Raw genomic sequence first — 15,258 nt, 5'->3', positions numbered from 1 at the left:
GTGGGACGCTATGTGACGAGGCGGCTGCTGCAGATGATCCCGGTGTTCATCGGCTCGACGCTGCTGATCTTCCTGATGGTGAACGTGATGGGCGACCCCATCGCGGGCCTGTGCGGCGAGCGGGCCTGCGACCCGGCGACCGCCGCCCAGCTCAAGCGGGAGTTCGGCTTGGACAAGCCGCTCTGGCAGCAGTACGCGACCTACATGGGCAACCTGTTCACCGGCGACTTCGGCACCGCCTTCAACGGCCAGAAGGTCACCGAGCTGATGGGCACGGCGTTCCCCGTCACCATCCGGCTCACGATCGTCGCCATCCTCTTCGAGATCGTCATCGGTGTGACGCTGGGCGTGCTGACGGGCCTCAGACGCGGCCGGCCCGTCGACACCGGGGTGCTGCTGGGCACCCTGGTGGTGATCTCCGTACCCACCTTCGTCACCGGGCTGCTGCTCCAGCTGCTGCTCGGCGTCCAGTGGGGCTGGATCAGACCGTCCGTCTCGGCGTACGCGACCTTCGGCGAGCTGATCGTGCCCGGCCTGGTCCTGGCCTCCGTCTCGCTCGCCTACGTCACCCGGCTGACCCGCACCTCCATCGCGGAGAACAAGCGGGCCGACTACGTGCGTACGGCGATCGCCAAGGGCCTGCCCAGGCACCGGGTCGTCGTCCGTCACCTGCTGCGCAACTCGCTGATCCCCGTGGTCACCTTCATCGGCGCCGACATCGGCGCGCTGATGGGCGGTGCGATCGTCACCGAGCGGATCTTCAACATCCACGGCGTCGGCTTCCAGCTCTACCAGGGCATCCTGCGCCAGAACACCCAGACCGTCGTCGGCTTCGTGACCGTCCTCGTCCTGGTCTTCCTCGTCGCCAACCTCCTCGTCGACCTTCTGTACGCCGTACTCGACCCGAGGATCCGCTATGCCTGAACCGCCGTACGAGCCCGAGGGCGCGATCGCCGGGACCGGCATGGGCGGCGCGATGGACCTCGGCGCGAGCGAGGCGGCCACCCTGGAGCGGACCCCGGGCGGCCCCGAAGGCACGGGCCCGGCGGGCAGGCCCCGCTCCCTGTGGTCCGACGCCTGGCGCGACCTGCGCCGCAACCCGGTCTTCCTGATCTCCGCCGTGGTGATCCTCTTCCTGGTCTTCATCTCCCTGTGGCCCTCGGCGATCGCCTCCGGCAGCCCCCTGACGTGCGACCTCGCCAAGGCCCAGGACGGCGCCGGGCCGGGCGCGCCCTTCGGGTACGACGGCCTGGGCTGCAACGTGTACACGCGCACGGTCTACGGCGCCCGTACGTCCGTCACGGTGGGCGTGCTGGCGACGCTCGGGGTGGCCGTACTCGGGTCGGTCCTGGGCGCCCTGGCCGGCTACTTCGGCGGCGTCTGGGACTCGATCCTGTCCCGGATCACCGACATCTTCTTCGCCATCCCGGTCGTCCTGGGCGGTCTCGTCCTGCTCTCCGTGGTCACCAGCAACACGGTCTGGCCGGTGATCGGCTTCATGGTGCTGCTCGGCTGGCCGCAGATCGGCCGCATCGCCCGCGGCTCGGTCATCACCGCCAAGCAGAACGACTACGTCCAGGCCGCCCGCGCGCTCGGCGCCTCCGACTCCCGCATCCTGCTGCGGCACATCGCCCCGAACGCCGTGGCGCCGGTGATCGTCGTCGCGACCATCGCCCTCGGCACCTACATCGCGCTGGAGGCGACCCTGTCGTACCTCGGCGTGGGGCTGAAACCGCCCAGCGTCTCCTGGGGCATCGACATCTCCGCCTCCTCCCCCTACGTCCGCAACGCCCCCCACGCCCTCCTGTGGCCCTCGGGCGCCCTCGCCGTCACGGTCCTGGCCTTCATCATGCTCGGCGACGCGGTCCGCGACGCCCTCGACCCGAAGCTGAGGTGAGGGCGGCGTGCTGCTCGAAGTGCGGGAGCTGCGGGTGGAGTTCCGGACGCGGGACGGGGTCGCGCACGCCGTCAACGGGGTGAGTTACGAGGTCGACGCGGGGGAGACCCTTGCCGTGCTCGGGGAGTCGGGGTCGGGGAAGTCGGTGACCGCGCAGGCCGTGATGGGGATCCTCGACATGCCGCCTGGCAGGATCACCGGCGGGCGGATCCTCTTCCAGGGACAGGACCTGCTCACGCTGAAGGAGGAGGAGCGGCGGAGGATCCGCGGCGCCGGGATGGCGATGATCTTCCAGGACGCGCTGTCGGCGCTCAATCCCGTCATCTCCGTGGGAGACCAGCTCGGCGAGATGTTCGTCGTGCACCGCGGGATGTCGAAGAAGGACGCGCGGGCCAAGGCCGTCGAGCTGATGGAACGGGTGCGGATCCCGGCCGCCGCCCAGCGGGTGCGGGACTACCCCCACCAGTTCTCCGGCGGTATGCGCCAGCGCATCATGATCGCCATGGCGCTGGCCCTGGAGCCGGCGCTCATCATCGCCGACGAGCCCACCACCGCCCTGGACGTCACCGTGCAGGCCCAGGTCATGGACCTGCTCGCGGAGTTGCAGCGCGAGTACCACATGGGGCTGATCCTCATCACCCACGATCTCGGGGTCGTGGCGGACGTGGCCGACCGGATCGCGGTGATGTACGCCGGGAAGATCGTCGAGTCCGCGCCGGTCCGCGACATCTACAAGGCGCCCGCCCACCCCTACACCCGCGGCCTGCTGGACTCCATCCCGCGCCTGCACCAGAAGGGCCAGGAGCTGTACGCCATCAAGGGCCTGCCGCCGAACCTGATGAACATCCCGCCGGGCTGCTCCTTCCACCCCCGCTGCCCGATGGCGCAGGACGTCTGCCGCACCGACGAACCCCCGCTGTACGAGGTCTCCGGCACCCGCGGCAGCGCCTGCCACTTCTGGAGGGAGTGCCTCGATGACCACGATCGCTGAGCCGATCCTCGAGGTGACCGGGCTCGTCAAGCACTACCCGCTCACCCGGGGCATCCTGTTCAAGAAGCAGATCGGCGCGGTGAAGGCCGTCGACGGCGTCGACTTCACCCTCGCCAGGGGCGAAACCCTCGGCATCGTCGGCGAGTCGGGCTGCGGCAAGTCGACGCTCGCCAAGATGCTCTGCAATCTGGAACGGCCGACGGCGGGGTCCATCCGCTTCAAGGGCGAGGACATCACCCGGCTGTCCGGCCGCGCGCTGAAATCCGTACGCCGCAACATCCAGATGGTCTTCCAGGACCCCTACACCTCCCTCAACCCCCGTATGACCGTCGGCGACATCGTCGGGGAGCCGTACGACATCCACCCCGAGGCCGCGCCCAAGGGCGACCGCCGCCGCAGGGTCCAGGAGCTGCTGGACGTGGTGGGCCTCAACCCGGAGTACGTCAACCGCTATCCGCACCAGTTCTCCGGCGGCCAGCGCCAACGCATCGGAATCGCACGGGGGCTGGCCCTGCGCCCGGAGATCATCGTCGCCGACGAACCCGTCTCCGCGCTGGACGTCTCGATCCAGGCCCAGGTGATCAACCTGCTGGACCGGCTGCAGTCGGAGTTCGACCTCTCCTACGTCTTCATCGCGCACGACCTGTCCATCGTGCGGCACATCTCCGACCGGGTCGGCGTCATGTACCTGGGCCGGATCGTGGAGATCGGCCGGGACGCCGAGATCTACGACCACCCCACGCACCCCTACACCCAGGCGCTGCTGTCGGCGGTCCCGGTCCCGGATCCCGAGGCCCGCGAACACCGCGAGCGGATCATCCTCAGCTCGGACGTGCCGTCCCCGACGAACATCCCCACCGGCTGCCGCTTCCGCACCCGCTGCTGGAAGGCGCAGGAGCGCTGCGCCCGGGAGGTGCCGGCCCTCGCGGTACCGGCCGCCTTCCGGGACACCTCCGGCCCGGCGGCCCATGACTCGGCCTGCCACTTCGCGGAGGAGAAACAGGTGGTTCCGGCGGAGGGGGAGTAGGGGTGCAGGGGAGCAGGGGGTACGGCAACGGGCCGGGATGACATGGCGCATCCCGGCCCGCTCACGGCACCCGCACGGCCGTACGCTGATCAGCCTCGCGCGTCCGTATATCGGTACCGCTTCCGTGGAGTTGCCTGCGTGTTAACGCGGTTGACGGTCAATTGTCCCGGTGTGGCAGCGAACGCCGGAGGAAGTCCAGCTGCAGCCGCAGCAGGTTCTCCGCGACGGTCTCCTGCGGGGTCATGTGCGTCACCCCGGACAGCGGCAGCACCTCGTGCGGGCGCCCCGCGGCGAGCAGGGCGGAGGACAGCCGCAGGGAGTGGGCGACGACGACGTTGTCGTCCGCCAGCCCGTGGATGATCATCATCGGGCGGTGCGGCTCGGCCGGGTCGACCAGACCCGCGTCGTCGATCACCGAGTTGCGGCGGTAGACCTCCGGCTGCTCCTCCGGGTGCCCGAGGTAGCGCTCCTGGTAGTGGGTGTCGTACAGCCGCAGATCGGTGACGGGGGCGCCGACGACCGCCGCGTGGAAGACATCGGGGCGCCGCAGCACCGCCAGCGCGGCCAGATATCCGCCGAAGGACCAGCCTCGGATGCCGACCCGGCCCAGATCCAGCGGGTACTCCCCGGCGAGCGCGTGCAGCGCGTCCACCTGGTCCTGGAGTACGACGGCCGCCAGCTCGTCCCGGATCGCCTTCTCCCAGGTGGGCGAGTGCCCCGGGGTGCCCCGGCCGTCGGCCACGACCACCGCGAAACCCTGGTCGGCGAACCACTGGGAGGTGAGGTGGGCGTTGTGCGCGGCGAGCACCCGCTGGCCGTGCGGGCCGCCGTAGGGGTCCATGAGTACGGGCAGCGGAGCGTCGCCGGGGTAGTCCCGCGGCATAAGCACGGCGCACGGAATGCGGCGTGCGCCCCCTGGGTGAGGGTCACTCGCGGGGACAAACCAGGATTTTCGGCGTACGACCGGACAGTCGCCGCCGGTTTTCCGTCATGCAGCACCTGGACACGAGTGCCCGGGCTGTCCGGCGTCGCGGACACCAGTACCGTCACGCCCCCGGCGCGTACCGCCGAGTGCACGCCGGGCTCCTGCGACACGCGCTCCACACCCAGCTCGTTCACCCGGTACACATGGATCTCGCCGGTCTCCGGCTCCTGCGCCTCCGCTCCCGCCGAGGCGGAAACCAGCACGTCGTCGGCGCCCACGTCCAGTACCGCCCGGATGTGCAACTGGTCGCTGGTCAAGGGCCGTTCGCCGACCGCCAGCACCCGCGCGCCGCCCTCGTCCGCGATACGGACAAGCTGCCCGGAGGGGCTCCAGCAGGGCACTCCGGCGAACAATTCAAGCCAACTTGGATCTTCGTCCGCGTGCACCATCCGGGTCGCCCCGTTGTCCGGGTCCACCGCCAGGAACAGCTGGCCGCGCTGGTCCCTCGCCTGCACCAGCAACAGCGGCGCACCCGCCGCTGACCAGTGCACTCGGGCCAGATACGGATAGCGGGACCGGTCCCACGCCACCTCCGTGCGCGCCCCGTCGAGGCCGAGCACGAACAGCCGTACCTCCGCGTTCGGTGTGCCCGCGGCCGGGTACGCGATGTCGGTCGGCTCACAGTCCGGCCGGGCCGGGTCCGCGATCCACCACCGCCGCACCGGCGTGTCGTCCACCCGCGCCACGAGCAGCCGGTCCCCGTCCGGCGCCCACCAAAAGCCCCGCGAACGCCCCATCTCCTCGGCCGCGATGAACTCGGCCAGGCCGTAGGTCACCTGCCCCGACTCCGGTTCCGCGAGCGCCCGGTCGCCCTCACCCTCGGCGCCCACGACCCGCAGCGCGCCCTGGGCGACGTACGCGATGTGCCGCCCGTCGGGCGACGGACGCGGGTCGATCACCGGCCCCGGAACCCGGAGTTCACGCGCCGTCCCGGCCCGCAGCTCGGCTGTGAAAAGCCGCCCTGACAAGGCGAAAGACGCCAACTCCAGGGCGCTGTCGGTGGCGTAGCCGACGATGCCGGCACCCCCCTCCCGGCTGCGCTCGCGGCGCGCCCGCTCCTCGGCCGAGAGCTCTTCGCGGGCGCCGCCGAGGAGGGTGCCGGGGTCGGCCGCGAGACGCTCTTCGCCCCCCGGAAGATCCATGACCCACAGGGAGTTGGCCCGGTCGCTGCCGGAGCCGGAGCGCAGGAACGCGACACGCGAACCGTCGGGCGCCACGGTGAACGCACGCGGCGCGCCGAGCGTGAACCGCTGTGTCCGGGCGTACCGACGGGGGAAGGAGTCAGACTCGGTCGTCTCGGTCGTCATACCCCGACCATATTGGCCATGCGCCCCCTTGTGCGGCCGTGCGCCGCGCGATGCGCGAGTACGGATAGTTATGATCACTACCGCACTGTGGGTATGAACCTGCTGGCGTCTGCATGGATTTGCTCAACTGATCTAGATCTGGCGATCTTTGGAGGTGAGCCGCCGTGGCACTCTCGATTTCGGCGGTGGTGCTGCTGGCGATCATCGTCTTCCTGTTGATCAAGAAGTCGGGGCTGAAGGGCGGTCATGCGCTCGTCTGCATGCTGCTCGGCTTCTACCTCGCCTCCTCGACCGTCGCCCCCACGATCAGCCAGCTGACGACCAACGTCGCCAGCATGATCAGCAGCATCAAGTTCTGACGGCCGCCGTGGTGGCGGCTGGACGGCTGACCACCCGATCCGGTCGCCGGCTGTCCGATTCCGCTGCCTGTAACCACCCGACTCCGTAAGCTGTGCCGTCCTGGACGAGCGAGGCTGGGGGGCCGGAGGGTGGACGACGAGAGCGTGGACAAGCGGCTTCGGGAGCTGGCGAAGGCGTCCCCCAACTTCGGACGCCTGTACGGGTACCAGCCGCTGCTCGCCATCTACGGCTCCCAGGCCGAACTCACCGTCTTCACCAATCCGAACGCCGCCTACGTCAGCGCCGGCCAGTTCGGCGAGGTGCTGGCCGAGGAGTTCGTCACGCGGACGGGCACGCGTGTCCAGGGGACGAACCAGGTCGACCGCATCAACGCTCTGACCCGGGCCGGCGTCCTCGTCGGCTGGAGCCGTGACGCGTTCCACAAGCTGCGCCGGGGCCGCAACGACGCCGCGCACAACCACCTCTTCGACACCACCAGGGCCCTGGAAGCTCTGAAACTGTGTTGGCAGCTCGGCGACCTCTTCGACCGCGCCATGGGCGGCACCCGCGCGGTGACCGCGTTCGTCCCGCCCACGCTCCCCGCCGAGACGCCGGAGACCGACCCGCAGGAACTCGCGGAGCTGCGCGAGGCGCTGGAGGGACACCAGCGCACGCTCGCCGAGTCCCGCGTGAAGCTGTCGGAGGCCGGCGACCGCCTGGAGGCGGAGCGCCGTGCCCGTGCCGAGGCCGAAAGGATCATCGCCAGCGCCGAGCAGGCCAAGGCGACGTACGCCGCACAGGTGGAGGAACTGCGGGCACAGGTCGCGGAACTGCGGGCCACCCACCAGCAGCGGTACGACGTCGAGCGGCTCAAGCCCCGACCGGTCGCCTCCGCCGCCCGTGACGCGATCGTGGAGCGCGCCCAGCGCCCCGCTCCGCTCAACGAGGTGCAGGCGCGGGAGAAGATCGACACCATGCTGGCCAAGGCAGGCTGGCTGGTCCAGGACAGAGCGGACGCCAACCCACTGGCGGGTACGGGGGTCGCCATCCGCGAGTTCACCCTCGCCACCGGCCGCGCCGACTACGTCCTCTACGTCGGCGGGAGGATCGTCGGCGTCATCGAGGCCAAGCGCGAGGGGACCCCCCTGGCCGGCGCCCTCGCCCAGAACGAACGGTACGCGGCGGGCGTGCTCAAGGAGCACGCCATGGCCGTGTGGCGCCGCGACGAGCCCTTCGCTTTCCGCTACGCCACCACCGGCACCGAGACGTATTTCCTCAACCGCGTGGACCCGGACGCCCGCTCCCGCGAGGTCTTCGCCTTCCACCGCCCGGACACCGTGCTCGCGTGGATGAGGTACGCCGACGAGCACCCGGACGCACCGACCTTCCGAGCGGCCCTGCGGACCCGCATGCCGCTGCTGGAGACCCACGGCCTGCGCATGGCCCAGGTGGAGGCCATCACAGGCCTGGAGGGCTCCCTGGCCGCCGACCGGCCGCGCGCTCTCATACAGATGGCCACGGGCGCCGGCAAGACGTTCACCGCCGTCACCGAGACCTATCGGCTGCTGCGCTATGCCGGTGCCCGTCGGATTCTCTTCCTCGTCGACCGCAACAACCTCGGCCGTCAGGCTCGCGCGGAGTTCGACAAGTACCGCACGCCGGACGAGAACCGGAAGCTCACCGACCTCTACAACGTCGACATGCTGGGCCGCGGCGGCCTCCAGGAGACCTCCTCGGTCGTCATCTCGACGATCCAGCGGATGTACGCCCTCCTGAAGGGCGAGCCGTTGGAGGACGGGCCGGAGACCGAGGACCGCGAGGACGACGCGACCTCGCCCCTGGACGAGTCCTACGTGGCGGACGAGCCGATCACGGTCGAGTACAACCCCGACGTCCCGATCGAATCCTTCGACGTGATCGTTGTCGACGAGTGCCACCGCTCCATCTACGGCCTGTGGCGCGGGGTCCTGGAGTACTTCGACGCCCACCTCGTCGGCCTCACCGCCACGCCCACCCGCCAGACCAAGGGCTTCTTCGACAACAACGAGGTCTCGCGCTACACCTACGAGCAGGCCGTCGCCGACGGCGTCAACGTCGACTTCGACATCGTGCGCATCAAGACCGACCTGCGGGACGAGGGCGCCGTCGCGACGATCGAGGCGGGCACGACGGTCCGCATCCGCGACCGGCAGACCCGCGCCCAGCGGTACGAGGAACTGGATGAGGACTTCACCTACACCGCCCCGCAGATCGGCCGCACGGTCATCACGGAGGACGAGGTCCGTGCCGTGCTGACGCTCTACCGGGACAACTGGAAGCGTTGGTTCCCCGGCCGGGCCGACGTCCCCAAGACCCTGATCTTCGCCGGCCCCTACGACGACCACGCCGACGAGGTGCTCAAGCAGGTCAAGCAGGTCTTCGGTCGGGGCGACGAGTTCGCCAAGAAGATCACCTACCGCTCCCGCGACAACGGCGACGACCCCGAGGCCCTGATCAACGACCTGCGCAACTCGCCTCGGCTGCGCGTCGCGGTCACCGTCGACATGATCGCCACGGGCACGGACGTGAAGCCGCTGGAGTGCGTGATCTTCCTGCGGCCGGTGAAGAGCCCGGTGATGTTCGAGCAGATGAAGGGTCGGGGCGCCCGCTCCATCGACGCGGACGACCTGAAGGCGGTCACCCCGGAGGCGGCGCCCGACCTGAAGAAGGACCGTTTCGTCCTCATCGACGCGGTCGGCGTCACGGACTCCCCGCTGGTGGACGCCCGCCCGCTGATCCCGGCCGGGGCCCAGCGCGGTGTTCCGCTGGCCAAGCTCCTCGACAAGGCCGGCACGCGGTCCCTGACGGCCGACGAGGCGGAGACGCTGGCCCGCCGCCTGGCCCGTATCGACCGGCAGCTCGGGAGCGAGGAGAGGGACCTGCTGGTCGAGGCATCCGGGGGAGTGAGCCTGGCCGACCTGGCCCGCCGCATCACGGACGCGGTGGACGTGGACACCCAGGACCGTGCCCGGCACGAGGGCGGCCCCGAACTGGCGCAGAAGCTGGTCCAGGACGCGGTGGCCCCGCTCACCGCCCGCCCGAAGCTGCGCAAGCTGATCCTGGAGATCCGCCACCAGCAGGACCTCACCTACGACGAGACGACCGAGGTGAAGGTCACAGAGCTGCGCGAGATCCCGAGGGAGGAGCGCGCACGCAAGGAATTGGCCGAGTGGAACTCCCTGCTGGAGAAGGAGCAGCGCGACGAGAACGCGGCGATCCGGGTCGCGCTGGGCAGTGGGGCGAAGGTCCCTCCGCGTGAGGCGCGGGCGGCGCTGAAGGAGCTCGCGGGCCGCATCCGCGCGACGAACCGATCCTGGACGACGGGGGTCCTCTGGGACCACTACGAACAGCTCGGCAAGGCGGCGGCCGGCCCCGGCAAGGAGGCGGGCCTCGGCGACCTCATGCGGATCATCCGCTTCGAGCTGGGCGCGGACGACGAGCTGCGGCCGTACCGTACGGTGGTCGAGGAGCGCTTCGAGGGCTGGCTGCTGCGGCAGCGGCAGGCGGGCGTGGAGTTCACCGAGGACCAGCTGTGGTGGCTGGAGCGGATAAAGAACGCCATCGCCGTCGACGTCGGCATAGAGCCCGGGGACTTCTCCGTCGCACCCTTCTCGGAGCGCGGCGGAGGCCGGGGCTTCATGCGGGCCTTCGGCGACAAGGACCGGGCGCTGGAACTGTTGGATGAGCTGAATCAGGAACTGGCTTGAGCGAGAGCGGCGGCGTGGACGGGGAGAGGGAGCTTCCGGCGGGGTGGGCTTGGGTCAGACTGGACCAGGTCTGTGACGTCAGCGGTGGAATCCAGAAGCAAGCCAAACGCCGTCCGGTTCAAAACAAGTTCCCATTTTTGCGTGTTGCCAACGTGGGGCGCGGCCTGCTGGATCTTTCCGATGTGCACGAAATCGAGTTGTTCGAGGGAGAGCTCGACAGGTTTCGGCTGCGGGCCGGCGATTTGCTTGTGGTCGAAGGGAATGGAAGTCCTGAACAGATCGGCCGTGCTGCCATGTGGCATGGTTCCATTGAAAACGCTGTGCACCAGAACCATCTGATCAAGGTGCGGCCGACATCGGCGATCGACCCTAAGTTTCTCGAGTTGTTGTGGAACTCGCCTGGAATCTCGGGCCAGTTGATGAGCGTGGCGCAATCGACAAGCGGTCTTTATACGCTGAGCACATCAAAGCTGAATCGAGTGGAGTTCGCACTGCCTCCGCTTGCGGAGCAGTGCCGGATCGTCGAGGCGCTTGAAGAGCAGTTGTCGCGGCTTGATGGAGCGGAACTCGCTGCATCACGCGCTCTGCGTAGACAGGGCCGGTTGGTTGGTGCTGTACGCGATCGCCTCATCCATGCCGAAGGTGGCTTGCCTGACGGGTGGTCCTGGCGTTCCCTGCGGGACGTTGTTGAGCGAGTGGAAGCAGGGAAATCCTTCCGTTGTGAGCCCCGACCCGCTACTGATGATGAGTGGGGTGTCATCAAGGTCAGCGCAATGACGTGGGGAGAATTCCGTCAAGAGGAACAGAAAGCCGTCCCGGTTGACAGGGAAATTGACGCACGTTACGAAATCAGGGCAGGGGACATTTTGGTAAGTCGGGCTAATACGCCCGAGTACGTTGGTGCGCCGGTTCTCGTGCGGGAGACGCGACCCCGTCTTCTGTTGAGTGATAAGAGTCTCCGTCTGGTTCCTGCTTCTGGCGTGAGTCGAGACTGGTTGATCTCGGTGCTGTCCGCTCCCTTGGTGCGTCAGCAGATCACCGAAAAGGCCACTGGGAGTAAGGAATCCATGCGGAACATTTCCCAGAAGGATTTGCTCTCCGTGAGAGTGCCTGTACCGCCAGCGGAAGAGCAGCCACGACTGGCCGAGCGTGCAGATGAAACACTGAGTGGCATTGAAGGCATGGCGCGGGAAGCGAAACGGGCGCTAGGGCGATCATCTGCATTGCGGCGAGCGATTCTCCGACGCGCCTTCTCTGGGCAGCTCGTCAGACAACATTCTGACGACGAGCCCTCATCCGTCGTCCTTGAGCGTATCCGCGCTGAGCGCGCCGCCGAGCTCGGCACCAGGCGCTCACGCAAAGCAACGCCCACGAGGGCTGCCAGGACACCAGCCCCGCGGGCCGCCGAAGCCGCGGCCCCCAACCGACCCCCGTCCCCGCCCTCGCCGTACAGCAGGAGTTCGACCTGTGACCGCCCCCGCAGACGCCCAGCAGCCCGCCGCAGAGCCGGTCAAGACAGCCAAGGCGGTCGCCCAGACGAACACGCTCGTCGCCAAGCTCTGGAACTACTGCAACGTCCTCCGGGACAACGGCATGTCCACCATCGAGTACGTCGAGCAACTGTCCTACCTGCTCTTCCTCAAGATGGTCGACGAGATGGAGAACGACCCGTGGGACGGGCGGGACATGAGCGCGATCGTGCCCGCCGAGTACAACTGGCAGTCCCTCGTCACCAAGCGCGGCCCCGAGTTGGAGAAGCACTACCGGGCGGTCCTGGAACACCTCGGTCGCCACCCCGACACCACCATCGGGACGATCTTCGCCGAGGCCCAGAACCGGATCACCAAGCCCGCCCTCCTCGAAAAGCTGGTCGTCGACCTGATCGGCCGCGAGGAATGGATGGTGACCGGCACCGACCTCAAGGGCGATGCCTACGAGGGCCTGCTCGCGAAGGGCGCCTCGGACACCAAGACCGGCGCCGGCCAGTACTTCACGCCCCGGCCCCTTATCGACGCCATGGTTGAGGTCATGCAACCTGGCCCTAGCGACACGATCACCGACCCGGCCTGCGGTACCGGCGGCTTCCTCATCGCCGCCCATGCCTACATTCGCGATCACCACATGAAGGCCATGTCTCTCGACGAGCGCAGGGCTTACGACGAGGGTCGCAAGATCTGGGGCAACGAACTCGTCACCGGCACCGCTCGCCTCGCCGCGATGAACATGCTCCTCCACGGCATCGGCAAGAGCGACGGCCCGAGCCTGATCACCGTCGGGGACGCCCTCGCGGACAAGCCCAGCGGCAAGCACGCCACCCTGGTCCTCGCGAACCCGCCCTTCGGCCGCAAGTCCGCGATCACCGTGATCGGTCAGGACGGCGAGGCCGAGAAGGACGACGTCCAGTACGACCGCGACGACTTCACCGCGACGACCACCAACAAACAGCTCAACTTCCTGCAGCACATCATGTCGCTGACGGCGGTCGGTGGACGCGCCGCCGTCGTCCTGCCGGACAACGTCCTCTTCGAGGGCGGCGCGGGTGAGAAGGTCCGCCGCAAGCTGCTCGACGAGTTCGACCTGCACACCATCCTGCGGCTGCCCACCGGCATCTTCTACGCGGGCGGCGTGAAGGCGAACGTCCTCTTCTTCGAGAAGAAGCCCCCGCGCGCGGACGGAAAGCCCCACACCACCGAGACGTGGGTCTACGACTTCCGCACGGGCCAGCACTTCACGCTCAAGCAGCGCCCGCTCACCCGCGCCCACCTGGACGACTTCGTGGCGGCCTACCGGCCGGGCGAGCCCCGCTCCTCCCGCGTCGAGTCCGAGGGCGAGAACGGGCCGTTCAAGAAGTTCAGCTACGAGGACCTGATCGCCCGTGACAAGGTCAACCTCGACATCACGTGGATGAAGGACCCCGCCCTCGACGACGCCGACAGCGGCCTGCCGCCCGAGGTGATCGCCGAGGAGATCGTCCGCGACCTCCAGTCCGCCCTGAACGAGTTCACGGCCATCGCCCGCTCCCTGGGCGGCGAGGTGGACGTACCGGAGGCCGAGGTCGAGTAACTGGCTGGCGGGTCAGTCTTCGGACGCGTACGACACGAACTGGGTCCAAGCCCCTGGCGTCAGCATGAGCCGGGGGCCTTCGACGTTCTTGGAGTCGCGGATGTGGATGGTGCCGGGCGCTATCGCGATCTCGACGCAGGAGTCGCCGTCGGGGCCGCTGCTGTAGCTGCTCTTGAACCACACCGGTTCGGAGGCGTTACCGGCAGTGGACTTGCGGATCATGTTTCTCCCAGCAGTTGCTCAATCAAGGCCAGTGACTCCCCGGGCGGAAGAGCCTGTGCCCGGATGGTCCCGTACCGCAGTTCAAGAATGCGCAGCTCCTTGAGGCTCGAGATCGGACGTCCGTTGAAAGCACCGTCGGCGCGCCCCACTGCCGTGCCGTCCTCGAACTTCAGCAACTCGATCCTGCCGCTCATCCCAGGGTGTGGCGGGCTGTCCAGCGGCATTACTTGAAGCGTGACGTTGTTCAACCGCCCCAGCTCCAGCAGGCGCTCGAACTGCTGTCGCCGCACCATTGTGCCCCCAACCTTGCGGCGTAGAGTCGCCTCCTCCAGGACGAACCCGAGGGCCGGTGCCGGCGACCGCTCGAAAATGGACTGCCTGGCCATGCGGGCGGCCACCCGCCGTTCCAGGTCCTCTGGCGTGTAGGTGGGCAGCCAGCACTCCAGCAACGCTCGCGCATGCTCGGGTGTCTGCAACAAGCCGTGGATATTGCTGGTCTCGTACGCGCCGATCTCGACTGCCTTGGCCTCCGAGTCCGCCAGGTCCCGAACCTTCTTCGGATACCGGACCTTGGCCACGTCCGCCTTCATCGCCGAAACCAGCCCACCCGCCCGCAACACCTTGTCGGCATTGTCCAGATACTCGGGCTGGGGGATCCGCTTGCCGCCTTCGACCTTGTAGACCAGGTCCTCGCCATAGCCGATGGCCTTGCCGAACTCGCCGGCCTTCATCCCCGCCGCTTCCCGCCGCAGTTTCAGCTGTCGTCCGACGGTGGCGATGACCGCGACACCCCACTCGTCGTCCGGATCCACCTCCCAACCCGGCTCGTCCGACTCATCCCGGACCTGTCCCGTATCCGCATCGACAGTCACCAGAGCACGCCCCTCCGTTCTACCGACAGCCCCGGACGCACCGGACAACCGCCGGACAGTCACCGTACGCAACGGTGTAATCACTCAGCACGGTAGAAGCCGACGGCCACTCTGAGTGACGTGAATCAGCAAATTGCCGAAGACCAACTCCACACCGGCATCCCCAACTTCACTGTCCTGCTCTCCTCCACCCAGCGCGGTGTCCGCCTGGCCCGACTGCTCGCAGCCGACCAACTCCGAAGCTGGGGCCTCCCGACCGACCCCGCGACGCACATCGTGGCCGAGCTGGCGGCCAACGCGGCCACCCACGGCCGCGTACCCGGACGCAGCTTCCGCCTGACGCTCTACGTGGTCGGCGGCACGCTCCGCATCGAGGTCACCGACACGCGCGGCGACCGGCGCCCCGTGCTGCGGGAGCCCGGCGCCGGCGCCGAGTCGGGCCGGGGGCTGCTCCTGGTGGACGCACTCGCCGACCGGTGGGGAACCAGCGAAGGGCGCTTTCCGCGCAAGACCGTCTGGGCGGAGATCGGCCTCACGTCACCGGAACCCGACTCCACGCGCTCCGGTGCCGTCGGCGACTGAAAGACAAAGAACGCTGGGGGAAAGCACCCCGCCAAACCCCACTCCTCCCGCCCGTGGTCGCACTCACTCGGGAGGGTGAACATCTCCGGTCCGACTGGATTTCGCAGCCGCCGAGGCCCGACGCTCGGCGCAGCGCACCACCAACAACCGCAGACATGAGACGGCCCCCGCCGGGACGGCAATCCCAGTGCGAGGGCCTGACCACCGAGGAAGGAATCAGCTTCCCG

Annotated in this window: 10 protein-coding genes and 2 pseudogenes; 9 read left to right on the top strand and 3 right to left on the bottom strand. The window is 68.5% G+C overall.

All coding sequences use genetic code 11. From position 1 onward, the window contains the following. The 4 genes from BFF78_RS15425 to BFF78_RS15410 are packed head-to-tail and all read left to right on the top strand — an operon-like array spanning nt 1 to nt 3,915. A complete protein-coding gene (locus BFF78_RS15425; protein ID WP_069778885.1) occupies nt 1–924 on the top strand; it encodes an ABC transporter permease in 924 nt (307 codons plus the stop codon). Beyond that, nucleotides 917–1,897 carry an ABC transporter permease gene (locus BFF78_RS15420; RefSeq protein ID WP_069778884.1) on the top strand — a complete coding sequence of 327 codons (981 nt, stop codon included), beginning with the start codon at nt 917–919 and terminating at the stop codon, nt 1,895–1,897. The genes BFF78_RS15425 and BFF78_RS15420 overlap by 8 nt, the downstream gene beginning before the upstream one ends. Nucleotides 1,898–1,904: 7 nt before the next feature. After that, entirely contained in the window at nt 1,905–2,888 is a 984-nt protein-coding gene (locus tag BFF78_RS15415) for an ABC transporter ATP-binding protein (protein ID WP_069778883.1), read from the top strand. Next, a complete protein-coding gene (locus BFF78_RS15410) occupies nt 2,872–3,915 on the top strand; it encodes an ABC transporter ATP-binding protein (protein WP_069778882.1) in 1,044 nt (347 codons plus the stop codon). Before BFF78_RS15415 ends, BFF78_RS15410 begins: the two co-directional genes overlap by 17 nt. Before the next feature lie 157 nt (nt 3,916–4,072). Here the strand turns inward: BFF78_RS15410 and BFF78_RS15405 are convergent. Then, nucleotides 4,073–6,207: pseudogene (locus BFF78_RS15405) on the bottom strand (S9 family peptidase). 164 nt (nt 6,208–6,371) lie between these two features. Between BFF78_RS15405 and BFF78_RS15400 the strand changes: the two are divergent. From BFF78_RS15400 to BFF78_RS15390, 4 genes and pseudogenes are all read left to right on the top strand, one after another. Next, nucleotides 6,372–6,566 carry a hypothetical protein gene (locus BFF78_RS15400; RefSeq protein WP_055707280.1) on the top strand — a complete coding sequence of 65 codons (195 nt, stop codon included), beginning with the start codon at nt 6,372–6,374 and terminating at the stop codon, nt 6,564–6,566. A gap of 129 nt (nt 6,567–6,695) precedes the next feature. After that, nucleotides 6,696–10,292 (top strand): DEAD/DEAH box helicase family protein, encoded by a 3,597-nt coding sequence (locus BFF78_RS15395; RefSeq protein WP_227025837.1) that lies wholly within the window; start codon nt 6,696–6,698, stop codon nt 10,290–10,292. A 14-nt stretch (nt 10,293–10,306) separates the two neighbouring features. Then, nucleotides 10,307–10,768 (top strand): annotated as a pseudogene (locus tag BFF78_RS50145) (restriction endonuclease subunit S); the annotation flags it as partial. Nucleotides 10,769–11,759: 991 nt separating this feature from the next. Beyond that, nucleotides 11,760–13,355 (top strand): type I restriction-modification system subunit M, encoded by a 1,596-nt coding sequence (locus tag BFF78_RS15390; protein ID WP_069778881.1) that lies wholly within the window; start codon nt 11,760–11,762, stop codon nt 13,353–13,355. Nucleotides 13,356–13,367: 12 nt separating this feature from the next. Here BFF78_RS15390 and BFF78_RS15385 read toward each other — a convergent pair whose 3' ends face one another. After that, nucleotides 13,368–13,577, bottom strand: a complete 210-nt coding sequence (locus BFF78_RS15385; RefSeq protein WP_069778880.1) for a DUF397 domain-containing protein — start codon at nt 13,575–13,577, stop codon at nt 13,368–13,370. Next, on the bottom strand, nt 13,574–14,449 hold the full coding sequence (locus tag BFF78_RS15380; RefSeq protein ID WP_069778879.1) for a helix-turn-helix domain-containing protein: 876 nt from the start codon (nt 14,447–14,449) through the stop codon (nt 13,574–13,576). Before BFF78_RS15380 ends, BFF78_RS15385 begins: the two co-directional genes overlap by 4 nt. A gap of 120 nt (nt 14,450–14,569) precedes the next feature. On the opposite strand from BFF78_RS15380, the gene BFF78_RS15375 reads away from it, so the two are divergent. Next, nucleotides 14,570–15,031, top strand: a complete 462-nt coding sequence (locus tag BFF78_RS15375) for an ATP-binding protein (RefSeq protein WP_069778878.1) — start codon at nt 14,570–14,572, stop codon at nt 15,029–15,031. Nucleotides 15,032–15,258 lie beyond the last annotated feature (227 nt).

The sequence above is a fragment of the Streptomyces fodineus genome, from assembly GCF_001735805.1.
In the GTDB taxonomy this organism is placed as follows: Bacteria; Actinomycetota; Actinomycetes; order Streptomycetales; family Streptomycetaceae; genus Streptomyces; species Streptomyces fodineus.
This window is presented reverse-complemented; position numbering and strand designations above follow the sequence as displayed.